Here is a 24,573-nt window from a genome sequence, read left to right on the forward strand (position 1 = left end):
ATGATGCCGATAAACAGTGGCTTCATATTCACGATACTCCCGCGATGGCGCGCGGGAGGCAAACCATTCCCGAGGGGCGGAGTGGGTTGGAACGATTTGGAAAATTGAGGCTGGCTCTTTTGAGTTACGGAAATATCATCAGTCTGGGATATTAGGAAAAATTCCTCTCTGACCCGGTTTTTTGTATTGTAATTAAGCCCAAGCCCCACACAGCAATTCTGCCTGCATCAACACCGTCTTTACCGCCTCTTCCTGTAAGTCAGGCGGGTAGCCGTATTTGTTGAGGATGCGTTTCACCATCACGCGGATTTTGGCGCGGGCGCTTTCGCGCAAGGTCCAGTCGATGGTGACGCTTTTGCGGACTTGGGTGATGAGTTCGGCGGCGATGACTTTGAGTTGGGCGTCGCCCATGGCTTGCACGGCGGATTCATTCGCGGCCAGCGCGTCGTAGAAGGCGACTTCGTCGTCGGTCAGGCCGAGCTTTTCGCCGCGTTTGCTGGCGGCGTCCATTTCCTTGGCGAGTTTGATGAGTTCTTCGATGACTTCCTGCGTGGCGATGGCGCGGTTGTGGTAGGCGTTGAGGGTCTTCTTGAGTTTTTCGCTGAACAGTTGTGACTGGACGAGGTTGTGCTTCGCGCGGACTTTCAGTTCGTCTTTGAGCAGCTTTTCCAACAGCTCGGCGGCGACGTTCTTGTATTTGAGGCCGCGCACTTCGGCGAGGAACTGATCGGAGAGGATGCCGAGGTCGGGCCTGGGCAAGCCGGCGGCGGTGAAGACGTCGATCACCTGGCCTTCGGTGGTGATGGCCTTGGAGACGAGCTGGCGCACGGCGGCATCGAGTTGGTCAGGCGTCTTGCGGCTGCCGCTGCTTTGTTTGTTGAGCGCAGCTTGCAATGCCTGGAAGAAAGAAATGTCATCACGCACTGCTACCGCCTCATCGCTCGCGGCGCACAGGGCGAAAGCGCGGGACAGTTCAGTGACTACCTGCACGAAGCGCGGCTTGCCTTCATCCTGTTGCAGAATGTGTTCCTGCCCGGCGGGGATCAGCGCCAGCCGCTGCGTCGCTGTGCCCGTTGTCCACGGGTCCCAACTGAAGCCATGCAGCATATCGCCGGCGATACCGTGCTTCTCCAGCATCACGGCGATGGCCTGGGCCATGTCGTAGGTGGGATCGCCCTTGCCGCCACTCTCGGTGTAGGTGGCGAGCGCCTGCTTGAGTTGATCGGCGAGACCGAGATAATCCACCACCAGCCCGCCGGGCTTGTCGCGGAACACGCGGTTCACCCGCGCGATGGCCTGCATCAGCCCGTGCCCGCGCATCGGCTTGTCGGCATACATCGTGTGCAGGCACGGCGCGTCGAAGCCGGTCAGCCACATGTCGCGCACGATGACGATGCGGAACGGGTCTTTGCTGTCCTTGAAGCGGTTCGCCAGTTTGCGGCGCTTGTCCTTGTTGCGGATGTGCGGCTGCCAGTCCGGGCCGTCATCTGCGCTGCCGGTCATCACCACCTTGACCACGCCGCCCTTGCCCTTCTCGCCCTCGATGTCGTCATCCTTGGCGCTGGCCCACTCGGGCCGCAGTTTGATGAGCGCGTCGTACATGTCCACGCAGATGCGCCGGCTCATGCAGACGATCATCGCCTTGCCGTCCAGCGCCTCCACGCGCTTCTCGAAATGCGCGACCAGATCGGCGGCGATCAGCGCGATACGCTTGGGATCGCCCACCAGTGCCTCGATCGTGGCCCACTTGGTTTTCAGCTTCTCGCGGCTGGTCTGTTCCTCGCCTTCGGTGATCTCCTCGAACTCCGCGTCGAGCTTGGGCAGCTCGGCGGCGTTCAACCCCAGCTTGGATATGCGGTTCTCGTAGTAGATCGGCACCGTCGCCTTGTCGGCGACGGCGCGCTGAATATCGTAGATGCTGATGTAATCGCCGAACACCGCGCGCGTGTTCGCGTCGGTCTTCTCAATGGGCGTGCCGGTAAAGCCAATGAACGACGCCTGCGGCAGCGCGTCGCGCAGATGCCGGGCTAGGCCATCGATCAGGTCGTATTGACTGCGGTGCGCTTCGTCGGCGATGACGATGATGTTCCGGCGCGGTGACAGCTCCGGCATCCGCTCGCCCTTCTCGGGCAGGAACTTCTGAATGGTGGTGAAGACCACGCCGCCGCTGGCCACTTGCAGCAGTTCACGCAGGCATTCCCGGTTCGCGGCCTGCACCGGCGTCTGGCCGAGGATTTCGTGACAGCGCTGGAACTGGCCGAACAATTGATCGTCGAGGTCGTTGCGGTCGGTCAGTACCACCAGCGTCGGGTTTTGCATCGCCGCATGCCGCACCATGCGCGCGGCGTAGAACAGCATCGAAAAACTCTTGCCGCTGCCCTGCGTGTGCCAGACCACGCCCGCACGGCGGTCGCCGGGCTTACCGCCGTGCATGCGACCCGACCAATAACTGCCCTGCTCATCGTGCACGACATCGCGCTCGCCCGTGCCGCTGGCGCGCACGGTTTCCTCCACCGCCGCATTCACCGCGTGGAACTGATGGTAGCCCGCGATGATCTTGTGCAACGCGCCGTTGTCCGGATCTTCCTCGAAGACGATGAAATGCTGGAGCAGATCGAGCAAGCGTTGTGGCTCGAACACCCCGCGCACCAGCACCTCCAGCTCCAGCGCCGTTTTCGGCGCGTCCTTCTCGCCGTCGATGGTGCGCCAGACCTTGAACCACTCCTGACTGGCCGTGAGCGAACCGATGCGCGCCTGCACACCGTCCGACACCACCAGCAGTTCGTTGTAGTGCATCAGCGAGGGAATCTCGGCCTGGTAGGTTTGCAGTTGCTTCCAGGCGCTCCAGATCGTCGCGTCCTCGTCCGCCGCATTCTTGAGTTCCAGCACCGCCAGCGGCAGCCCGTTGACGAACACGACAATGTCCGGCCGCCGGTTGTGCTGCGCTTCAATCACTGTGAACTGATTCACCGCCAGCCAGTCGTTCGCCTGCGCATCGGTGAAATCCACCAAGCGCACATGATCGCCCGCGATGGAGCCGTCGGGCCGTTTGTATTCCACCTCCACGCCATCGCGCAGCCTATGGTGGAAGGCGCGGTTGTTGGCGAGGAATGAGGGGGAGTCTGGGCGCAGTACTTTGCGTAGTGCTTCTTCTCGCGCTTCTTCGGGAATAGTTGGGTTGAGGTGCGTGATGGCGGCCCGCAGGCGACCTACCAGCACTACATCAGCGAAGGAATCACGTTCTGCCGCCAACTCGCCGGGCGCCATGTACGGACCATGACCGATCGAATAGCCGAGTTCCCCGAACCAGGTCAGGGCGGCTTCTTCGACGTGGGATTCGTTGAGGCTCATGTGCTTGAGTAATTATGGAAGATATTTGTCATCACGTTTATCGAAGGCTGGGCGCGTTCCTTCCAAAATATCTACAATCCGACGATTAATGAGTGGGTCCTCGATTGAGCCACTGGTATATGTGACGGTGTTTTCATGATCCTTCTGCATCTCTGCGCAGATGACTTGTTCGGCATCGCAGACAACAGCGAGGTTGGGGTTGTGCGTCACCATCACAATCTGGCGTCGTTTTTTCGCGTCTTTAATGCACGGAACTAACGTCTTAAACACAGTCTGGTTATCAAGATTTTCTTCTGGTTGGTCAATCACCAAAGGAATGTCGTCTCGGTCAACAAGCAGATAAAATATTAATAGAAGATTGCCACGCTCTCCGGGTGACAATTGTTCCAACCCTTTTCCATCCCATTGAAGGTTATAGATTGGCGAGAGGAATCCCAGCGAGAATACGAAATCGTGAAGTTCCTGGACTGTCCCATCTTGCCGCAACTGATCCTTCACAAGAAGAGGTTTACCCTCTCGCTCAGCCATCCTCTTAAAGATCATTCTCGTAAATCGAAGAGCTCCAAGTGCGGAATCGAAATTCGCACTATCAATAAGCCTTCTCATCTCAGCCGCACCCTCTTCGTCCCCCATAAATGGCCCCACCTTGCGGCGATTTAGACGACTAAGAAACGCCTCTGAGAATCCGCTCTCTGCCATCGAGACATTGAAGGTGAGCCGGAACTGTTCACTTGCCGCCAGTGGGTGCTGCTTTAAAAAGGTTTGTACCGCGCCATAATAGGTCTCGTAGTAAGTGCGTAGCTTTTGTTTCTCGCGGAATATTTCCAAAACTTTTCGATCACGATGTTTCTGCAATGACTTCAATTGAGCCGGAAGCCCATCTAAGTCGCTAAGTTGCTTTTGCAAATACTTTACAGAGCCAACGGAATCATTAGTGCCAACTATCTTTGCCTTCCCGTCTTCCCATTCCTTCAATACTTGGAGGTATGTCTGATATTCCCTCTGTGGCGCACTCAATTGAGCCTGAAGACTCTCAATCACAGCTACCACCGCCATGCGTTTAAACTCAGGACCATCTGCCGTTTCGGGAGAAAGTTGTACAGCGATAGCCCCTCGTTCGGAGTCCAGCGTATTCAGAAGTGTTTCTATGGGGGTGGTGTTGACCTTAAGAGCAACAATCTCTTTGGCGGTTATATTTAGCTCGCCGAGATCCTGCTCCACCTCCACAAGGAATGCCTCAACATACCGTTGTAGATTTTTAAGTTTTCCGGCCAGCTTTTCAGCAGTTGATCGCTTTTTCGCTGCCGCCGCATCCTTTCCCCTTAGCGCAGACAATTCAGTTTCCAGCGTTTTTAGCTCACCCTGCTTCACTTCTAACGCATCTGCCGCTGCCTTGGATTGTTGTTGGACAGCGGGGTCAGCATCAGGCTTGGGTTTATCTTGTGGGCGCGCGTGGGTGTGAGCATCCAGCTCACGGTTTTTCTCTGCCAGATGGGCTTCGATCGTCTTACGATATTGGGGCAGCAATCGCTCCCCTGTAGTTACAATTAGTGCATTGTACTCCTGTAGCTTCGTGACATATTGAGCGATCGCCTGATTAGTCTCTTCGCTTCGATGGGCAAGCAACTCGTCGAGCGTAGCAAAGCCCAGCCTCTCAACCTCTGGCACATGGGAGAAGATGACTTGCTGGAGCTCATTGTAAAACCGCCCCCCCTTTCCAGAGCCAATCTCATTACAGATGTCCTCTAGGTAACTTTGCGGAATATACTTTACCTTCTCAACGGCATCGGGGCTGGGATTGGCGTCGAGACTTGGAACGGTATCAACCGTTCCATCCGCCCATGATAGTGACGCGTGAAATTGTCGTGATTTGTTGTTTTTAGTCCTTCGGAATTTTTCTGGGGTGAGGAAGCTGAATGAAAGAAACCGTGGCGTGCTACCCAACAATCCAATGATGTCCGAAAGCGCGCTCTTTCCGCTTCCCTTGTTACCAATCACTGCCACCAATTCGCTATTCAGGGGAATAGAGGAATCGAACCACCTTTCGGTAGTAGTTGCTGCGGGAAGCCTTCTGACATCCACGGAATTAGCCACGCGCGTCGCACGTCGCGCCGCTCTCGTGAGACTAGGGGGTATTTCGCCAACAAAGACGCGGTCTTCGGGCTCGTTTAATAATTGACGGAGTCCGTGAAATGTAGGGTCTGCCTTTATCCAAGTGTGGCGCCCCTTATCCGGCATAAACAATTCATCGAATGTGTGCGAGTCAGAACTATGCACGCAAGGCTTAAGACTTTTAAATTCTGCTATGAACTCTTCTATGGATGCATGCTTTTTTCCGAGCGCAAACTTGCGTGTTCCATTATTAGCAGACAGGAGAAAATGAGATTTCTGGATGAGAATCTTCCGGGACAAGTGTCCTTGGCCGTTCCAATTACACCTAGAAAGATCCTCATCGCAGGGCAAGATCAGCAAATAACGATCTTTAAATATCGAAGGCTTGCCCTCTAAAATATCGCTCACCTCAGCGTGATCTACGACCGCATTCATCATTCCGACGAACAAATCAGTGTATTGACGAAACTTCTCGTGCTGCTCTTTGAGGCGCCTTCCCAATTCAGCAAGGTGCCTCATCGTCAATGGCCAACGTTCGTCTCTACTCTCTGGGTTTGCCTCTGCCGTGAATTTCAGCTCACGCAGGAAATGCTCTTCAATATCTTCAGGCGACACACCGTCGGAAAATATCACATGGAAGTTTACTCGACTATCTGCTCCGTCCGGGTCCCGGACAATGATTGAAGTTCGTAGTTCTATGTTTGGCACGAATAGGATCCGAGAAACTTTCTCTGCCAGCTCATCCCCAACGAGCTGCCTTAATGCTTCCATATCTGCCAGCAATTGTCTGATCTCGCTATATCCTTGGATCGTGAAATAATCAGTAATCCCAATCACAGCAATGTCTTCTTGGCATGCCTTTTCGATAAGCTGTTTGGCATAGGCCGGGAAATCTGATCCAAATCCGTTATTCAGTGCTGAATACGGCGTGTGAACTTGGAGGTCCCATTTTCTCCATTCGGAGCCACGAGGATATGTTGCATGAGCCATAGCAGTAGTCATCCTTGAGTTGAGGACACCGACACCTCGCCGCTCAGTAGCTTCGGCAGCAGCGTGTCGCGCAGGGTGGCGAGAGTGCGGGATTGCTGCTCATAGGCGTGAATCGCAGCGAAGATTGGTGAAATCTGCATGTCGAACGCGTCAAACACTTGCCGTGTCGGGATAATCTGTTTACTCATGTAAGCATGATTGCGATTCAGCCCAGGTACCGCCGAGTCAGCGCTGAGGTTGGAGAGGCCATGATTTGAGAGTGCGTAATAAAGGAAGTAGAGACTCCGGCAATCTCCTATAGGCACCACGTAGAAAGTTGTATCGATTGGAAAGAAATCGCAATGTGCCCAGGTTATAACCCCTGGATTACCTTTGCGCCCCACGACGATACCTGGACCCGAGACCAGCTTTTCATCATGCCAGCCAACAGGTCCGTTAGCGCCGTAGACACAGATGGGGCCATTCTTTCTGTTTTCTGCTTTCAATGGTTTCCCATATGCGAGTTCAATTACTTCCCCGAGCGACTTCACTCCCCACCCCTGCGGGACATGGCCGAGGGGGGAGTCTTGGAAGGTGGCGGGGAAAAGGGCGGCGGTTTCGGGGTCGAGGCCGGTGGGTGGGCGGCCGTCGAGTTTGGCGCGGACAGGGTCGAAATCCACGAACCAGCTCTGGAACAGCGCCCGCGCCATCGCCTCCAGCGTCGCGTTCATCCGCCGGTTCAACTCGATCTTGTCGTCCAGCGAGCCGAGGATTGATGCGATGGCTTTTTGTTCGGAAAGGGGTGGGAGCGGAATCCGGCACGTTTTGAGATCGTGCACCTTGATGCTTTTTTGAACCGTCTCAATGGTTCGACCGTGAACCTCATGCTGGAAGAACGAGTCGTTGATTGCGTAATAAAGGAACCGCGGGTCCGCCTTTGAGCGATTAACTCGGAACCCAAGGACGTTCTGCGCAATACAAAACTTGGGCGTCGCCGGCACCATGCAGGAACGAGCAATCGAGCCAACCGTTGAGAACAGGATGTCACCCGGTTCGAGGTGAGCCCTGAACCAGGTATCCCATGTTTCTTGGTCCACATACTTAGTGTCGTCAAATACTGGGTAGAGACGGTCTTCCTGAATGTGTTTTACCTCAATGAGCGGATAGCCAATTGCAGAAAGTGGCGGAGTCTTTCCCCGGTTATCAATGTTCTTCTCAAGGACACTGACGAAGAGTTCGAGGCTATAGGTCATGCCCAAGTCCCCTTAGGTTCGTCTTAATTGCCTTCTCCAGCTTCGCGGACTCTTCAAACTGGGCACGCAACTCTGCAACGAGCCGCGACATTTTTTCCTCGAAAGGTTCGCCGTCGTCTTCGATATCCTCGGCACCGACGTAGCGGCCGGGTGTAAGAACATGGCCATGCGTGGCAATTTCGGTGGTGGTAGTGGATTTGCAGAAGCCGGCGATGTCTTCGTAATTTCCAGCGCCTTTGTCGCCGCGCCACGCGTGGTAGGTGGAGACAATTTTCTCAAGGTCGGCGTCGGTCAGTTCGCGGTGGACGCGGTCGATGAGGGTGCCGAGTTTGCGGGCGTCGATGAAGAGGGTTTGTTTGCGGCGGTCTGTTGATGATTCTGGATTCCGGCCTGCGCCGGAATGACGGGCTCTTTTATTCTTCGTCAAGAACCAGAGGCAGACGGGGATCTGGGTGCTGTAGAAGAGTTGGCCGGGTAGCGCGACCATGCAGTCGACGAGGTCGGCTTCGATGATGGCGCGGCGGATGTCACCTTCGCCGGACTGGTTGGAGGACATGCTGCCGTTGGCGAGGACGAAGCCGGCGCTGCCGGTGTTTGCCAAGTGGTGGATGAAGTGTTGCACCCAGGCGAAGTTGGCGTTGCCTTTGGGCGGCACGCCGTACTGCCAGCGCACGTCGTCGTCTTTGCGGAACCAGTCGGAGTCGTTGAAGGGCGGGTTGGCGAGGACGAAGTCGGCGCGCAGGTCGGGGTGCAGGTCGCGGCGGAAGGTGTCGGCCTGTTCGGGGCCGAAGTCGGCTTCGATGCCGCGCAGGGCGAGATTCATCACGGCGAGGCGGCGCGTGGTGGGGTTGCTTTCCTGGCCGTAGATGCTGATGTCGCCGAGTTTACCGCCGTGGGCTTCGACGAATTTTTCCGATTGCACGAACATGCCGCCGGAGCCGCAGCAGGGGTCGTAGATGCGGCCTTTGTAGGGGGCGAGCATTTCGACCAGCAGGCGCACGATGCAGGACGGGGTGTAGAACTGGCCGCCGTTCTTGCCTTCGGCGCTGGCGAACTGGGTGAGGAAGTATTCGAAGACGCGACCGAGGAGGTCCTTGGAGCGGCTGGCGACATCGGCGAGTTGGATGGAGCCGATGAGGTCGATCAGTTCGCCGAGGCGGTGTTTGTCGAGATCGGCACGGCCGTAGTTTTTGTTGAGCGCGCCCTTGAGGCGCGGGTTGTCGCGCTCCAGCGCGACCATGGCGTCGTCCACGTCCTTGCCGACGCTGGGGAGTTTGGCGCGGGATTGCAGCTGCGCCCAGCGGGCTTCCTTCGGCACCCAGAAGACATTGGCGGCGAGGTATTCGTCCTTGTCTTCGGGGTTGGCGCCGGCGTAGTCACCCTTGCCGGCGAGGAGCTTGGCGCGGTGTTCCTCGAAGCTGTCGGATATGTATTTGAGGAAGATGAGGCCGAGGACGACGTGCTTGTATTCCGCCGCGTCCATGTTGTTGCGCAGCTTGTCGGCGGACAGCCAGAGTTTGGCTTCGAAGCCGAGGGTGGCGCCGTTGTCTTTGGCTTTGTTGGGTTTTTCGGTAGTTTTCTTGCCTCTTGCCACTGACTGCCCTCCTCCAATCCCTTTTATTTATTAAGGCATCGTAACACCGGGGTCCACGGCATACACCATGACGGGGTTTCGATAAACCTCGAAAAACCTGTGTCCCCGCCCCGGCCAACAACATGCAGGGGCAGTCTCTACACCCCCACCCTAACCCTCACCCCGTCAAGGGGGAGGGAAAATGAGGAAGACTATTTTTTTACCAAGGCGAGTGACACCCGAAGCCGGGTCACAAGACCGAGCACAGCCGGGTAACGGGCAGCAAGATTTTCCATTGAGCGCAGCGCGGCCTCGGCATCTTCGGGGCGACTGGCTTTCTTGTAGCCGACGGCGGCACGGTGGTACCACTCGATGGCTTGCTCCTTATCCGTATCCTCGCGGCCGTGCTCATGCAGATGCGCGAGGCTCATGGCCGCCTCGGGCATCCCGTTTACGGCGGCTTTTTCGTACCACTCGGCGGCTGTGGCTGGGTTCTTCTCGACTCCCCTGCCATCGGCATACATCGTCCCAAGCGCGTATTGGGCCTCGGCATGGTTGCGCTCGGCGGCGAGACGGAAATATTCGACGGCTTTGGTTTCATCACGATAGGTGCCAGTACCGGCGGCATGGAGCCGGCCGAGTGCACAGAGCGCACGCGGGTAGTTCTGCTCGGCCAGCGGTCGCAGGTGTTGGAGCGCTTCCTGGTAGCGGTGGTCATGCAGGGCAGCCATACCCAGTTGGTAGCGATCCCAGTCCGGGGTCTCAGGTTGCTTCATGCGATATATCTGCCAGGTGGCGGCGATGACCGGGGACATCAACAGCAGTTGCAGCCCGAAGCTGTTGACGAATTTAATGACAAGCACCAGCACGACGAGCCCGGTGATGAAGATCACCGGAAGGATCGCGCTCGTGGCCGTGATGAAGTTGAGCGTGGTATACCACTTCTCGTCCTGGGTCAGGTCCAGCTTCTCCTGCACCAGCTCTTTGGCCCAATGCCGCTTGCTGCGAAATACCGCGAGGCCGATGGCGAGCCCGAAGGCGGCACCGGCGAGGTGGGCGACGTAGTTCACATAGCTGCGGCCGTACGAGACCTGATAGAGCAAATCCCAGCCGACGTACCAGGTGGCGACGAACCACGCCGGCACGGCGAAGGTTCCGGCGGACAACAGGAACCAGAACGCGAAGCGGATCCTGGCGCGCGGCAGGAAATAGACGAACAGCGCCATCATCCCCATGACCACGCCGGACAGCCCCAGGGTCGGCCGGGGGTCTTCCACCCAATGGCTGATGATTTGATCAAAGCTGCCGATGGCCAGCGCCAGCATCACGAACACCGCCATGAACAGCACCGGGCCGAGGACGAGCTCGACCGCGGCGGCGAAGGCGAAGAAGAAAATGAGATTGAAGATGACATGCTCCCAGCTCCCATGCGCCACGCTGCTGGTCAGCATGCGCCAGGGATTGAAGGCGGTGCGCTCCTGCCAGAGATTGGCGGTGAGCAGCGCCGGGGCGTGAGCAAGGTAGGCAGCGAACAGCGTGCGGTAACGCTGCGCCGCCTCGCCCTGCCCGTTCCGCTCCATGTCCTGAACGTGCCATTCGGCATGGGCGGTTGGGTCGGGAGAGTAATAGGTATGCCACATCGCCATGGCACAGCTCAGCTTGTAACCCCGCCACCAGGTGAAGCCGGCGGCGGGCTTCCCGTCATCGGCCTGGGCGCAGAATGCCTCGGTGTATGCCTCGACCCGGGAATTGCTTTGCGCCTGCGCGAGGTAGATCACGAGACACAGCAGCGAGATGGCGATGGTCATCACCGGCCATTTGTGCAGTTTGAGCTGGGCGCGATAGGGAAACAGGAACATGCCGGAAAGTATAGGCCGGCGGGTTGGCAGGCGCGGCGATCGACTGGTACGCGCCCTACGGGGTTTCCATGCAGGTCGGGATTCGGCTTCGTTCTCACCCCGCCTTGAGTGGACTTACTTATCCGCCAGCAAATTCATGATCAACCGGATCATCAGCTCCTTGTTGCGCGGTTCGCTCTCGGCGGTGAGCAGCGCCAGGGCCACGAGGGCGTTGTCGTTGATTTTCGGCACGCCGTTGACGTCTTCGAGGTAATCGTTCGCGCGCAGAAACAGGATGAACAGGAACGAGCCGATACGCTTGTTGCCATCAGTAAAGGGATGATCCTTGATGACGAAGTAAAGCAGATGCGCCGCTTTTTCCTCGATGCTGGGATAGAGCGGATCGCCGCCGAAGGTTTGTTCGATGGCGCCGAGGATGCCAATGAGTTGTTCGGTGCGCTCCTGGCCGAAAAGGTTCGAGGCCTCGCCCTTCTCCATCAGCCGTGCCTTGAGCATGTTTATGTTTTCCCGCGCCCGGGCGTAGTCGATGGCGACGCGCGCAGGCCGGCGGCGCTCGGGAACGCTCAGCGTGTTATCGTCATACTCCTTGAGCAGGAGCCAGGATTTGGCATAGCGCGCGATGACGTCCAGCACGCCACGGCCATCTTCGGTGACGAGCTCATGCCGGGTCAGCGTGCGGGACAGCAGCTGCACCGCCTGCTCCATCTCGATGCCCCGCTCGCTCAGGCGGCGCTCGTTCAGCGTATAGCCGCGGACCAGGTGGTCCTTGAGGGTTTGGGTGGCCCAGATGCGGAATTGGGTGCCGCGTTTGGACTTCACCCGGTAGCCGACAGAAATAATGACGTCCAGGTTATATAGCTGGGTATCGTAGGTTTTACCGTCCGCGGCAGTTATCCGGAAATTCCGGATAACTGAAGATTTCTTCAATTCCCCGTCTTTGAAGATATTCCTGAGATGTTCAGAAACCGTCCGGACGTTCTTGTCGAACAGTTCACCCATCTGTTTCTGGCTGAGCCAAACGGTGTCGCCATCAAGCGTTACATCGAGGGCAGCCTTGCCGTCCTCCGTTTTGTAGAGAACCACTTCGCCCAGATTATTCTGCCGGTTGTTCATTTTTCGTCCCTGGAAGGTTTCGTAAACCGGGCAAGATTATAGAGCCCCTTTCCAGATTATTGGCCCTAGATATAGGGGGGATGTCAGAAACGGAATACGACGCTGAATTTTCCGGTGACATTTCTCACCCCCACCCCCGGTTTCCCGTCCGGGGTGCGCCGATTCACGGCGCACCCGTTCGGCGGCATGGAAGTCCACCGGACTTCCATGACTACTCCGCCTCACCCCCATCAAGGGGGAGGGAGTTTAATTTTGAGATAGATTCTAATCAGAAACACCCTCGTGCGCCGCGGCCCGTTTTTCGGTGGGCGGCGGCACGCTGGCCATGGCCAGATCGCGCAGGCTGCGGCCGCGCAGCGAAGCGTCGGCGGCCTCGTCCAGGCGCGCGAGCAATATCTCCACCTCGGCTTCGTGCGGCAGGATTTCGGCGTTCAGGCCGGGCTCTTCTTCGGCACTGCGCAGGGTATCGAGCAGTTCCTTGACGGTGATCGTCTCGAAGGAACGCGCCGGAAGATAACGCGGCGGAACGTCGGCGGTTTCGGTGATGTAGCCGGCGCGCTGGATGGCCATGATCACGGATTCGACTGTTATCACCGGCACCCCGAGCCGGCCGGCGAGGGATTCGAGCGACCAGGCCGGGGCGTTGGTGTAGTAGTTGCGGCCGATGAACGTCGCGATCAGCAGCGCGATCTTTTCCTTGACGCGGTTGCTGAGCCGGAACTCGCGCCGCGGCGTGGCCAGCAGCGCGGGATACTGGTGATAACAGGCGATGCTGGCGCCGACGAGCACGATGAGCCAGTTGAGGTACAACCAGATCATCGAGAAGATCACGATCGCGAAACCGGCGTAGATCGCGGTGTACCTGGTCGAGCCCGCGATGAAGGCGGCCAAGCTCCAGCCGAGCGTCTGCCACAGCACTCCGGCGACGCTGGCGCCCACCAGCGCCGAACCCAAGCGCACGCGGGTGTTGGGCATGAGCACATAAACGAAGGTGAAGCCCGCGATCACGAGCAGGAATGGCAACAGCGCGGCCACGAGTTTGACCAGGGCGCCGAGGGGTTCAATGGCGATCAGCCCCTGCACCGTGCTACTGCCGAAGAACGCCGCCGTGACTCCCATGGCCGAGAAGATCAACAACGGGCCGATCATGAGCACGCTCAAATACTGGCTGAAGCGCTGCGACAGCGGGCGGGCGCTTTTGACGCGCCAGACGAAGTTGAAGGCGTGTTCGATCTTCTGCAGCAAGGTGATGACGGTGTATATAAGGAGCCCGAGGCCGAGCGCACCGAGCACGCCGACCTGGATGTTATTGACGAAGCCGATCACTTGGTCGGTGATCTCCACCCCCTGCTCGCCCAGCGGGGCCAGCAGCGCCAGCAACGCCGGGCGCACCTGGTTTTGCACGCCAAATCCCTTGAGCACCGAGAACGCCAGCGCCAGCAGCGGCACCAGCGACAATAATGTGGTGTACACAAGGCTCATGGCGCGCAAGGTGATCTGGCCTTCGCCGATGTCGCGCCCGACGGCGTATAGCGTGCGCAGGGGTAACAAGAACCAGCGGCGCAGCATGGGGGCCGTGCCGAGATCCTCGCCCCAGAGAAAATTATGCGAGTGCTGCGTTATTTGCTTGAGGAGTTTCATGGAATCTGTAAACCGATAAGGTCAGACTCGATTGAAAATGGCCAGACCGCCGACCACTCCCTTTTGGAGATTTTTGATGTTACAGGGGTTTAGCACGAACTTAAATTATCCTGCTGATACTCCTTGGAAAACTTAATGGTGCCCAGGGCCGGACTCGGACCGGCGGATTATCAGGACGTTTCTTTGCCGACCTCGGCAAGTAACTGTTGCGCTCGCTTCAGGAGTTCAGGCAGCTCATGCCTGATGATTTCCCATACGACTTCATGGTCTACTACGTCGTAGCCATGAACAAGAATGTTGCGGAATGAAATAATTTGTGGCGCAGGGCCAATTTGGCGAGAGACTTGGGGGTCCACGCGAGACAGGCGGTTCAACGCCTCGCCAATGATCTCGAAATTTCTTTCAACGGCCTGTCTGCGAATTCGGTCACGGGCATAGGTCTCGAGCGTTAGCGAAGCTACTGCTTCCAGGATGAACGTTGCCGAGTCGCGAATATCCTCCAAAAGCTTCGGGGCCTTATGCTGCATAGAGCATGGTCCTGCTCTTATTGACCTCGCGAATGAAGTAGGGGTTGTGCATGGCGCGGGCCATCACGAGATCCACCTTTCTTTGAAATAGCAACCTGAGCGCTTCAAGCAAACCAAAGTATTGATCGGCGGCATTCGTTTCCTTGGATGGGTGAAATTCAACCAGAAAATCGAGATCGCTAGTCTCCGGCTTGAAATCTCCGGTCGCGGCTGAGCCGAACAGCTCCAGGCGCTTGACGTGGTAGCGCTTGCAGAGCTGGTCTAACTCGGAACGATGAGTTTCAATAAGTGGATTCATGATGATTTGTAAAGAATAACCCAGAAATCGCTAAATGGTGCCCAGGGCCGGACTCGGACCGGCACGGAGGTTGCCCTCCAAAGGATTTTAAGTCCTTTGCGTCTACCAATTTCGCCACCCGGGCTTCGGGGTTGAGTGTAATAGATGGGTTGGTGCTGCGAAAGGAAGGAGAAAATGGAGGCTGGGGCCGGAATTGAACCGGCGTACGCGGCTTTGCAGGCCGCTGCATAACCACTCTGCTACCCAGCCTAAACCTGCACAAAAAAGGGAGGACCCGGCTTATGGGTACCTCCCCGAGTATCTGGAGCGGGAAACGAGGCTCGAACTCGCGACCTTAACCTTGGCAAGGTTACGCTCTACCAACTGAGCTATTCCCGCAGGAGTTGTGCATTGTAAGGATGGGCTGATTTCTGTCAAGAAATTTGCTCGTAATACCTTGTTTTATAGCCAGTTGCAAAAGAATTGGTCTCACCGCCAAGACGCCAAGCGCGCCAAGATAAAGAATTGGGGTTCACGATGAAAAACTAACTGCCAAGTCTGGCGGCGTGCCTTGTTGATTTGACTGCCAAGCGAATGTGTTCAGAAGCCTGTAGAGCTTTAATGACCCCGAAAAGGCTTTCCGCCGTGGGATTTCCGCTCGGGCCTAGCATGCGTTGCAGGCTTTTGCCGGGCAGGCCGGTTTTCTTTGCCAGAACTTCGAAGGTGATGGTGGCGTTGACGTAGTCGCGGAGCATTGCCTTGCCGGCTTCAAGATCGCCAGCCAGCAGTTCGTTAATGGCCTCGGTCAACATTGCTTCACGGAAGCGAGTATCGTCTTGGGCACGTGCCCAGACTGTCTCACGGAACTTGCGTGTAATTGGCATAATCGTTACCTCTTTTTGCGTGTCCTGTATTCCCGCCAACGCTGCCGGGCCAGCTGAATGTCTACGTTCTGGCCTTTTTTGGTGCCGCCACCGAGAAGGATGATCAGAACCGCCCCATCTTGTCCCAGGTAAATTCGATAGCCTGGCCCGAAATCGAGTCGGTATTCCGAGACGCCCTGCCCGACCGGCTTTACGTTTGAGAGGTTTCCCTGCTCCATCCGGTACAAACCCGTTGTTATCTTTGCTGCGGCAACAGGGTCCAGACGGGAAAACCACTTTGCGAAAGGCGATGAACCATCCTGCTCCAGATATTCAACGACCTTTTTCGCTGACATACCTTATAGTAACATGTAAGTTACTATTATCAAGCTACGCGGCTGCACCCTTCCGGTTTGTAGACGCGCTCTTTCGAGGCCGGGTCCTGGGCCAATTTGTTGGCCGGGCGGCGCGGGCGGCGAGTGAATTCGCCGCCGCAGTTGGGGCATACGCCTTTCAGAACGGTATCGACACAGGTCGCACAGAAGGTGCACTCGTAGGAACAGATGCGGGCCTCTCTCGACTCCGGCGGGAGATCCTTGTTGCAGCATTCGCAGTTAGGGCGTAACTGAAGCATGGCCTTCTCCTTGGGTTGGGAGATTCGTCATGCCGGCGAAAGCCGGCATCCAGATATCAAACTGGACCCCCGGCTTTCGCCGGGTTGACAGCTAAAATAGTCTTGATAAATCAATCGAACGATTTATATAAATATACTGAAATCATTACGAAAAGTTCAGCCTTGACGCGGGGCGATGAGATCGGGCCAGGCGGCCTTGAGATAGATCAGCATGGACCACAGTGTCAGCGCCGCGGCGAGGTACAGCAGCACTTCGCCGATGCGAAAGATCGGCAGGCCCCAGAAGGATTGCGACCACAGCAGGAACGGGATGGCGACCATCTGCGAGACGGTCTTGATCTTGCCCAGGGAGGACACCTTCACGTGCGAGCGTTTGCCCACCTCCGACATCCATTCGCGCAGGGCCGAGACGGTGATTTCGCGCCCGACGATGACCAGCACCATGACGGCAAACAGGCGGATATCCAGCACCAGCGCCTGCACCTTGGGGTCGGCCACCAGCATGACCAGCGCTGCCGCGACCATGAGCTTGTCGGCCACCGGGTCGAGGAAGGTCCCGAAGTGCGTGGTTTGCTCGAGTTTGCGCGCGAGATACCCGTCCAGCCAGTCCGTGAGCGCGGCTAAAACAAACAGCACGGTGGCGAGCACGTGGGACCACGGGTGGGTCCAGTAATACGCCACGATAAACGCCGGGATCAGCACGATGCGCAGAAGCGTGAGGATGTTGGGGGCGTTCAGTAACATTTGTCTTATTGTTCCTCGCCATGAAAGGCGTCATAAATCTTTTGCGCGAGCTGCGGGCTGATGCCGGGCACGCGCGCCAGGTCTTCGACACCGGCGCGGGCGACCTCGCGCAGGCCGCCGAAATTCTTGAGCAGCGCCATGCGGCGTCGGCCACCGATGCCCGGAATCCGCTCCAGGGTCGAGGTGGTGCGCGTCTTGCCGCGCCGCGCCCGGTGCCCGGCGATGGCGAAGCGATGCGCCTCATCGCGAATCTGCTGGATCAAATGCAGCCCGGCGGAAGTGGCGGGCAGTATAGTGGGCCGGCCGGAGCCGGACAAGAAAAGCTGCTCCTGGCCCGGTTTGCGTTCGCGCCCCTTGGCCACGGCCACGAGCTTGACGTCGGCCACCTGCAATTCCTGCATCACGCCTTCGGCGGCGGAGAGCTGGCCCTTGCCGCCGTCGAGCAGCAGCAAATCGGGCAAGCGGCCTTCGCCCTCTTTCACCTTGCGGTAACGGCGCGTTAGCGCCTGGGTCATAGCGCCGTAGTCGTCGCCCGGCTCGATGCCTTCGATGTTGAAGCGGCGGTAATCCGATTTCACCGCGCCGCTGGCGTCGAACACCACGCACGAGGCCACCGTGGCCTCGCCCATGGTGTGGCTGATGTCGAAGCATTCAATGCGCTCGGGCATGGATTCAAGCTTGAGCGCATCGCGCAGCGCCTCGAAGCGGCCCTGCATGTCGATTTTGCTGTCGAGGTGGCGGCGCAGTGCATCAGTGGCGTTGAACTGGGCCATTTGCAGCCAGCGGCGCGGGGCACCGCGCGGGTTGACGGTGAGCGTGATTTTTTTGCCGGCCTGTTCAGTAAAGGCGCGCTCAAGCAGCGGGCGGTCAACGATGGCCTCGCTCAGGTAAATGCGCGCCGGGATGGTGCGGCCAGAGAGATAGTATTGCGACAAAAACGCGTCCAGCATTTCCCAGGGCGTGGATTCCGCGCCCATGCGCGGGAAGTACGACTTGCTGCCGAGGTTCTGCCCGCCACGAATCCAGGTAACGACAATGCAGGCGGCCTCCGGCGTGGCAGCAATGGCCATGGCGTCAGCCTCGCCGCCCTCCCCCGTGATGTACTGCTTTTCCTGGATGCGCTTGAGCATGGCGATGCGGTCGCGCATGAGCGCCGCGGTTTCGAAATCCTGCTTGTCCGAGGCCTGTTCCATTTGTTTGATGCTGTCGCGGATCAGGCTCTGGCTCTTGCCTTCCATGAACATCACCGCCTGCTGCACGTCGGCGGCGTAGCGCTCGGGTGTGATGAGGCCGACGCAGGGGCCGGAGCAGCGCTTGATCTGGTATTGCAGGCAGGGTCGCGAGCGATTGCGAAAGAAACTGTCCAGGCACGGGCGCACACGGAAAATCTTTTGCACCAGGTTCAGCGTTTCGCGCACGCCGTAGGACGACGGATACGGGCCGAAGTAACGCCCCTTCTCGCGCTTGGCGCCGCGATGAAAACCGATGCGCGGGTATTCCTGCGTGTGCGAAATGAAAATGTAAGGATAACTCTTGTCATCGCGCAGCAAAATATTGAAGCGCGGGTGCAGTGACTTGATGAGGTTGTATTCCAGCAGCAGCGCTTCGGTTTCGGTGTGAGTGACGGTGATCTCGATGTTTTGCGCCTGCTGCATCAGCAGCATCACCCGCGCGGCGAGGCCGCTGGCACGAAAATAACTCTGCACGCGCTTGCGCAGGTTGCGCGCCTTGCCGACGTACAACACCTCGCCCTTCGCGCCCAGCATCCGATAGATGCCGGGCTTGGGCGGCAACGACATGATCAAGGCTTTGGGGTGCTCGACGGGCATGGGTTAATTTATCTGATTATTCACCGCAAAGACGCAAAGAGCGCGAAGACAGATGTTTAAAGCTACGTTCCTTCCCCCTTCACGGGGGGCGAGGCGTAAACGGGAAAAGGTCCGGTGGACCTTTTCCCCGCCGAGCGTGTACGCGAGCTTTCCGAGCACCCCGGGCAGGAAACAGGATGGGGGTGAATGGTGCCAACTGCATAACTTCATCACCCCCACCCTAACCCTCCCCCATCAAGGGGGAGGGAAATTAAATATGAGGTTGCTCATTTTAACCATTCAGCAATTCACGCGCCCGCCGCAAAATGGCATCGAACATATCCGCCGTCAGGCGTTTGGTCTGGGTGTTGTAGCGACTGCAGTGATACGAATCCAGAAGTTGCAGACCGTTGGGCAGGCGGTGCAGTGCGCCGTGCGCGAATTTGTAATCTTTCTTTTTGAGCTGGAAGGCTTTCAACGCGGCCTCGTGCGCCACCGTGCCGAGCGCGAGCAACACACTGCCCTCTCTGAGTTTCGAAAGTTCGGTGGCAAGATAAAGATTGCAGGTGGCGATTTCTGCCGGCAGCGGTTTGTTGGCTGGCGGCAGACATTTGACGGCGTTGGTGATGCGACAGTCCTTCAGGCGCAGTCCGTCGCGCGGGTGTTTCCCTTCACGCTGATTGGAGAAGCCGTGACGATAAAGTGTTTCGTATAAAAGAATGCCGGCGTGATCGCCGGTGAAGGGCCGTCCGCTGCGGTTGGCGCCGTGCATGCCGGGCGCCAGTCCCACAATCAGCAGACGCGCCTTGAGGTCGCCGAACGGCGGCACCGGACGCGCGAAATACGTCGGGTACATGTCGCGGACGTTGGACAAATGGCTCGCCAGCCGCGGGCAGGCGACGCAATGAGGATCGAATTCGGGCATTGGGACTGTCGGTAAACAACGACACCGATATCCTAACGGACTTCAGGCGGAAACGACAGACGGGAAATAAATAGAATAGACAGGATTAACAGGATTCACAGGATTAAAAAATTAGGGGAATTGAAAAACTGGCAGTTATCGGCGCGCTTTGAAATTGCTCAACACATCCTTGTGATTTTTATGAAAACGTCAGAGTGTTCTTGTGGAAGGATTTTGTAAACAAAAATCCTGTTAATCCTGTAAATCCTGTCTCTTGTTTTTAGCTTACCCGCACCATATTAGTGCCGTAGAAAATCTCCGCCATCTCGTGCGTCAGACGCTGGGTGACGACTTTAGCGTCTTGCGGCGATAGATCGGCCTCTTTCACACCGAACAAATAGTTATCCAGCTTGGAATCTTTCAGCATCATCTTGGTGTGGAAAAGATTTTCCTGATACACGTTCACGTCCATGGCCTGGTAATGCGTGAGCGTATTTTTGTCGACGAAATTCTGTATCGAGTTGATCTTGTGGTCGATGTAATGCTTGGTGCCCTTCACGTCGCGGGTGAAGCCGCGCACGCGGTAATCGATGATCACGATGTCGGATTCGAACTTGTGAATCAAATAGTTCAAGGCGCGCAGCGGCGATATCTTGCCGCAGGTGGAGACGTCAATGTCGGCGCGGAACGTGGCGAAGCCGTTTTCCGGGTGTGACTCCGGGTAGGTGTGCACCGTGATGTGACTCTTGTCGAGGTGAGCGACCACGGATTCCTTGTGCGGCTGCCCGTTCTCGAACAGGCTGGTCTGTACGACACGGTTCTGGGGGTTGCGCGCGGCGTCCGGCAACGGGCCGGGCGCTTCGGGGTTGAGCGGCTCTTCCTGGATCGGCAGCTCGGAGATGAGCATGGTGACGCTCGCGCCCTGCGGGTCGTAATCCTGATGCGCGATGTTGAGAATGTTGGCGCCGATGATGCTCGCTACTTCGCTCAGGATGGCGGTCAGGCGCTCAGCGTTGTACGCCTCGTCAATGTACGCAAGGTATTCCTTTTGAGCCTGTTCGCTGGGGGCGTAGGAGATATCGTAGATATTGAAGCTCAGCGTCTTCGTGAGGTTGTTGAAGCTCTCGAGCCTCAACTTCTTGAGTGGTTTCAGCAGATCCAATTCGTAATGCTCCCGGCGCAAACCGTGTTGACTTAGGCTAATTATCGGACATCCTGCGCGTGAAGCAAATTTTAATTGCGCTCAGGCGATGCCGGTGACAGCACGCACGGCGTCACGGTAGGTGTGATCCTGCGCCAGCGCCATGCGCGTCGGGTACTCGCGCCCGTGCATGCGCACCAGACGTAGGTGCGACACCGGATCGTCGTGCGCACCCAGCCCTTCCAGCACCTGATCGGCGGCCTTGGCGTCGTTGCACACCAGCACCATGTCGCAACCGGCGGAAAGCGCCATTTTGGCGCGCGCGACGATGTCGCCCACGAATTTGGCGCCCTCCATGGACAGGTCATCGCTGAAAATGACGCCCTGGAAGCCCAGTTGCTCACGCAGGATCTTGCGCAGCCAGGTGCTGGAGTACCCGGCCGGGAGCACGTCCACCCGGGTGAACACGACGTGCGCCGGCATGATGCCCTCGAGGCCGTAATGAATCATGCGCTCGAACGGGACCATGTCCTCGGCCTGGATGTCGACCAGCTTGCGATCGTCCACCGGCAGCTCCAGGTGCGAATCGGCCGCGACCGCCCCGTGGCCCGGGAAGTGCTTGCCGGTGGCAGCCATCCCCGCGCGGTGCATGCCGACCATGTAAGCATGGGCGAGATTGGCCACGGACTCGGGATGGGAGTGGAAGGCGCGGTCGCCAATGACGCTGCTCACGCCGCTGTCCAGGTCGAGCACCGGCGCGAAGCTGAAATCGATGCCAATGGCACGCAGTTCGGTCGCCATCAGCCAGCCACTGGTCTCGGCCAAGCGTATGGCGCGCTTGGAATTCTCGTCGTAAATGTGGCCCAGCTCACGAACGGGAGGCAGCGCGGTAAAGCCCTCGCGGAAGCGCTGCACCCGCCCGCCTTCGTGGTCCACCGCTACCAGTAACTGCGGCGTGCGCAGGGAATGAATTTCGCTCACCAGCGCCTCGACCTGCTCAGGCGAGCGGTAATTGCGCGAAAACAAGATGACGCCGCCGACGAGTGGATGCTTGAGGCGCTCGCGGTCTTGCGGGGTCAGTTCCAGCCCCTGAAGGTCGAGCATAACCGGGCCGAGCGACATATTAGCCCTTGATGATCACGCGCGTGCCGGCGGCGACGCGGTCGAAGAGGTTAATGAGTTCACTGTTACGCATTTTGACGCAGCCGCGCGAACCGGGGACGCCCATGGGGTCCTCGTCCGGGCAGCCGTGTATATAAATGTAGCGGCGCATGGTATCGACGTTTCCGAAGCGGTTTTTACCCGGTTCCAGCCCGCAGAGCCAGAGGATGCGCGTCAGGATCCAGTCGCGATTCGGGAAGGCGGCGCGCAGTGCCGGCGAGTAAATCTCGCTCGTGGGGCGGCGCGATATCAGCACCGCGTTGGGCGGCAGGCCGGCGCCGATTTTGGCGCGAATATAATGCTCACCACGCGGGGTTTTTTCGCTGCCATCCTGCTCCCCCGCGCCGTTGCGGGCAGTTGAGACGCGCGTGCGCATGAGCTCCTTGCCCTTGGCATCCTTGAGGATCAGGGTCTGGGCCGGGATATCGACTTCAATAGTATGCTGCGTTGTGGCCATGCGTCAGGGTTTGATGAACAGGGCCATGGATTCAACATGGCTGGTCTGCGGGAACATGTCCATGACGCCGGCGGCGGCGAAACGATAGCCGAGCGTTTGCACGAGATATTCACTGTCGCGCGCCAGCGTCGCCGGATAGCAGGACACGTAAACGATTCTTGACGGAAGCGGCTCGACGAGACTCTTGATCGCCTCCATCGCACCGCCACGCGGTGGGTCGAGCAGGAGTTTATTGGCCTGAAAGCTGCTCCATGTCGTGTCTGAACTTTTACGATATAAATCAGCGCTGACAAATTCAACATTCATAATCTGGTTTAAGCGTGCATTGGCTTGGGCGCGGCTGACCAGGCTTGCCTCACCCTCCACTCCCAAGACATGAGCCGCCCGGCGTGCCAGTGGCAAAGTGAAATTGCCCAGGCCGCAGAACAGATCGAGCACCCTGTCATCCGGCGCGAGCTCGAGGAGCTTAAGCGCTTGCGCGACCGTGGCGTTGTTGACGACGTGGTTGATCTGGATGAAATCGGCCGGCTCGAAACGGATTTCCACATCGAAGGCCGGAATCCGGTAAGACAGCGGTTCTGGATTGGCCGGCCACAAAGGCGCGATGGAATCCGGGCGCGACGGCTGGAGATAAATCCGGATGTCATGATGCTCGCCAAACGCGGCGAACATCCCCCGGTCATCCTCCGTGAGCGGGTCCAGATGTCTGAATATCAGCCCCGCGGCGTTGTCCCCGACTGCCACTTCAATTTGCGGGATGCGACCCGGACAGGAAAGCCCGGCGACCAGCTCGTGGAGCGCCGGCAGGAGCGCCGAAACCTTCGGCTCCAGTACAAGACAAGTCTGAAGATTCTCCAGAAAGCTTTTGTTTCTTTGACGAAAACCTATGACGACCCCGCCCTCGCTCGGAACCGAGCGCACACCCAGGCGTGCGCGCCGACGATAGCCGAGAGTTGGGCCAGTAACAGGCGCCAGCCACGACTCCGGTTTGACCTTGCCGAGGCGCTCCAGCTGTTCCGCCAGAATCTGCTGCTTGGCCTCAAGCTGCAACTCTGGGCGCAGGTGCTGCAGGTCGCAGCCGCCGCAGGACCCAAAATGCGGGCATGGCGGCGCAACCCGATCTGGGCTCGGCTCCAGGATTTCCAGCAGTTCGGCGGTATCGTAGCGTTTGCGCCGCTGCAGGTAGCGAAAACGCACCCTCTCGCCCGGCAAAGCGCCTTCGATGAACACCGCCTTGCCGTCGAGGCGCGCCACGCCGCTGCCGTCATGGGTAAAGGAGGTCACCGCGGCGACGGCGGTTTCCTCGCCGGACGGCGAGTCAGTATGCGGACTGGGCTTTTTCATTAAGGGCACAACCATGTGCGGGGCGCTTATTTCCAGGCTTTAAGAAACTCATTGAAGTGTGGCTTATTGGCGTCACGCAGGGTTTTGCGCACCATTTCGGCTTCACGCTTGTAACCGGCCTCGTCGAGGTTGCCGCGCATGAGCTCATAGCGCAAGTAAATAAGATAAGTATTGAGCGCGTCGAACTCGCAGTAATCGCGAATCTCGCCGATCTTGCCATCCAGATACTGGCCCCACACCTCGCTGCCGTGGCGGCCGAGTTTGCCGGGAAAGCCGAGCAGTTGCGCCATCTCATCGAGCGGCGCGCCGGCACGCGGCTGGTAACCGGCGAGCACGTCCATCAAGTCGGTGTGGCGTTCGTGAAAGCGGCTCAGGTAATTATTCCAGCGGAAACTTTGATCGTCGCGACCGTTTTCCCAGTAACGCGGCGCGGAAATACCGTGCGTGAGGCAGCGGTAATGCAATACCGGCAGATCAAAGCCGCCACCGTTCCAGCTCACCAGGGTTGGCGTGTATTTCTCGATGCCATCGAAGAAACGGCGGATCAGATCGGCCTCGCTGGAATCCGGTTCGCCGAGTGACCACACCGTGAGGCTGTCTTCGCGCCGCAACACCGCCGAGATCGCTGCTACGCGCTGCAAGTGATGGCGCAGGAATTCCGATTCGCCGGTTTGTTCGCGGCGCTTGGCAAACATGACCTGTGCGATATCGGCGTCGCTGAGGCCGTCGAGGCCGTACAGCTTGCGGCCGGCGGCAACGTCGGGGATGGTTTCGATGTCGAATGCAAGAATATTCATAAGAAATCTAACCGCGGAGAACGCAGTGTGAGTGGAAAATAAACA

The 24,573-nt window shown here is 58.0% G+C and carries 20 protein-coding genes and 3 tRNA genes; all 23 read right to left on the minus strand.

The window, feature by feature from the left end:
* Window positions 1–192: 192 nt before the first annotated feature.
* The gene (locus tag NUV55_RS02015; protein WP_296669935.1) at window positions 193–3,351 is read right to left on the minus strand and encodes a type I restriction endonuclease subunit R; all 3,159 of its coding nucleotides are present in this window, start codon (window positions 3,349–3,351) and stop codon (window positions 193–195) included.
* A 12-nt stretch (window positions 3,352–3,363) separates the two neighbouring features.
* Entirely contained in the window at window positions 3,364–6,453 is a 3,090-nt protein-coding gene (locus tag NUV55_RS02020) for a TrlF family AAA-like ATPase (protein WP_296669937.1), read from the minus strand.
* Window positions 6,454–6,461: 8 nt separating this feature from the next.
* Window positions 6,462–7,685, minus strand: coding sequence for a restriction endonuclease subunit S (locus NUV55_RS02025; RefSeq protein WP_296669939.1), 1,224 nt, complete (start codon window positions 7,683–7,685; stop codon window positions 6,462–6,464).
* Window positions 7,675–9,279 carry a class I SAM-dependent DNA methyltransferase gene (locus NUV55_RS02030; RefSeq protein ID WP_296669940.1) on the minus strand — a complete coding sequence of 535 codons (1,605 nt, stop codon included), beginning with the start codon at window positions 9,277–9,279 and terminating at the stop codon, window positions 7,675–7,677. Before NUV55_RS02030 ends, NUV55_RS02025 begins: the two co-directional genes overlap by 11 nt.
* Window positions 9,280–9,470: 191 nt before the next feature.
* Window positions 9,471–11,117 carry a rhomboid family intramembrane serine protease gene (locus tag NUV55_RS02035; RefSeq protein WP_296669942.1) on the minus strand — a complete coding sequence of 549 codons (1,647 nt, stop codon included), beginning with the start codon at window positions 11,115–11,117 and terminating at the stop codon, window positions 9,471–9,473.
* A 114-nt stretch (window positions 11,118–11,231) separates the two neighbouring features.
* Complete coding sequence (gene rhuM / locus NUV55_RS02040) at window positions 11,232–12,230, minus strand: virulence protein RhuM/Fic/DOC family protein (protein WP_296669944.1); 999 nt, start codon at window positions 12,228–12,230, stop codon at window positions 11,232–11,234.
* A 264-nt stretch (window positions 12,231–12,494) separates the two neighbouring features.
* A complete protein-coding gene (locus NUV55_RS02045) occupies window positions 12,495–13,871 on the minus strand; it encodes a YihY/virulence factor BrkB family protein (RefSeq protein ID WP_296669946.1) in 1,377 nt (458 codons plus the stop codon).
* 170 nt (window positions 13,872–14,041) lie between these two features.
* Window positions 14,042–14,398 (minus strand): HepT-like ribonuclease domain-containing protein, encoded by a 357-nt coding sequence (locus NUV55_RS02050; protein ID WP_296669947.1) that lies wholly within the window; start codon window positions 14,396–14,398, stop codon window positions 14,042–14,044.
* Window positions 14,388–14,696 (minus strand): nucleotidyltransferase domain-containing protein, encoded by a 309-nt coding sequence (locus NUV55_RS02055; protein WP_296669949.1) that lies wholly within the window; start codon window positions 14,694–14,696, stop codon window positions 14,388–14,390. Before NUV55_RS02055 ends, NUV55_RS02050 begins: the two co-directional genes overlap by 11 nt.
* A gap of 35 nt (window positions 14,697–14,731) precedes the next feature.
* Window positions 14,732–14,820 (minus strand) — tRNA-Leu (locus tag NUV55_RS02060).
* A gap of 51 nt (window positions 14,821–14,871) precedes the next feature.
* Window positions 14,872–14,945: transfer RNA gene (locus NUV55_RS02065), tRNA-Cys, on the minus strand.
* Window positions 14,946–14,998: 53 nt separating this feature from the next.
* A tRNA-Gly gene (locus tag NUV55_RS02070) sits at window positions 14,999–15,074 on the minus strand.
* Between the two features lie 146 nt (window positions 15,075–15,220).
* Entirely contained in the window at window positions 15,221–15,559 is a 339-nt protein-coding gene (locus NUV55_RS02075; RefSeq protein ID WP_296669951.1) for a transcriptional regulator, read from the minus strand.
* Window positions 15,560–15,564: 5 nt separating this feature from the next.
* Window positions 15,565–15,894, minus strand: a complete 330-nt coding sequence (locus NUV55_RS02080; RefSeq protein WP_296669953.1) for a type II toxin-antitoxin system RelE/ParE family toxin — start codon at window positions 15,892–15,894, stop codon at window positions 15,565–15,567.
* Between the two features lie 29 nt (window positions 15,895–15,923).
* On the minus strand, window positions 15,924–16,172 hold the full coding sequence (locus NUV55_RS02085; RefSeq protein WP_296669955.1) for a DUF1272 domain-containing protein: 249 nt from the start codon (window positions 16,170–16,172) through the stop codon (window positions 15,924–15,926).
* Window positions 16,173–16,328: 156 nt separating this feature from the next.
* Window positions 16,329–16,916, minus strand: a complete 588-nt coding sequence (pgsA, locus tag NUV55_RS02090) for a CDP-diacylglycerol--glycerol-3-phosphate 3-phosphatidyltransferase (RefSeq protein WP_296669957.1) — start codon at window positions 16,914–16,916, stop codon at window positions 16,329–16,331.
* Window positions 16,917–16,921: 5 nt separating this feature from the next.
* Window positions 16,922–18,745, minus strand: coding sequence for an excinuclease ABC subunit UvrC (gene uvrC, locus NUV55_RS02095; RefSeq protein ID WP_296669959.1), 1,824 nt, complete (start codon window positions 18,743–18,745; stop codon window positions 16,922–16,924).
* A gap of 271 nt (window positions 18,746–19,016) precedes the next feature.
* A complete protein-coding gene (locus NUV55_RS02100) occupies window positions 19,017–19,649 on the minus strand; it encodes a uracil-DNA glycosylase (protein WP_296669961.1) in 633 nt (210 codons plus the stop codon).
* Between the two features lie 259 nt (window positions 19,650–19,908).
* Complete coding sequence (gene speD / locus NUV55_RS02105) at window positions 19,909–20,784, minus strand: adenosylmethionine decarboxylase (RefSeq protein ID WP_296670029.1); 876 nt, start codon at window positions 20,782–20,784, stop codon at window positions 19,909–19,911.
* 87 nt (window positions 20,785–20,871) lie between these two features.
* Window positions 20,872–21,891 (minus strand): beta-N-acetylhexosaminidase, encoded by a 1,020-nt coding sequence (nagZ, locus tag NUV55_RS02110; protein ID WP_296669963.1) that lies wholly within the window; start codon window positions 21,889–21,891, stop codon window positions 20,872–20,874.
* 1 nt (window position 21,892) lies between these two features.
* Entirely contained in the window at window positions 21,893–22,387 is a 495-nt protein-coding gene (locus tag NUV55_RS02115; RefSeq protein ID WP_296669964.1) for a L,D-transpeptidase, read from the minus strand.
* 3 nt (window positions 22,388–22,390) lie between these two features.
* On the minus strand, window positions 22,391–23,731 hold the full coding sequence (rlmD, locus tag NUV55_RS02120) for a 23S rRNA (uracil(1939)-C(5))-methyltransferase RlmD (protein ID WP_296669966.1): 1,341 nt from the start codon (window positions 23,729–23,731) through the stop codon (window positions 22,391–22,393).
* Window positions 23,732–23,757: 26 nt separating this feature from the next.
* A complete protein-coding gene (locus NUV55_RS02125; RefSeq protein ID WP_296669967.1) occupies window positions 23,758–24,528 on the minus strand; it encodes a 3'-5' exonuclease in 771 nt (256 codons plus the stop codon).
* Between the last annotated feature and the right edge of the window lie 45 nt (window positions 24,529–24,573).

It is taken from the genome of Sulfuricaulis sp. (assembly GCF_024653915.1).
GTDB lineage: Bacteria > Pseudomonadota > Gammaproteobacteria > Acidiferrobacterales > Sulfurifustaceae > Sulfuricaulis.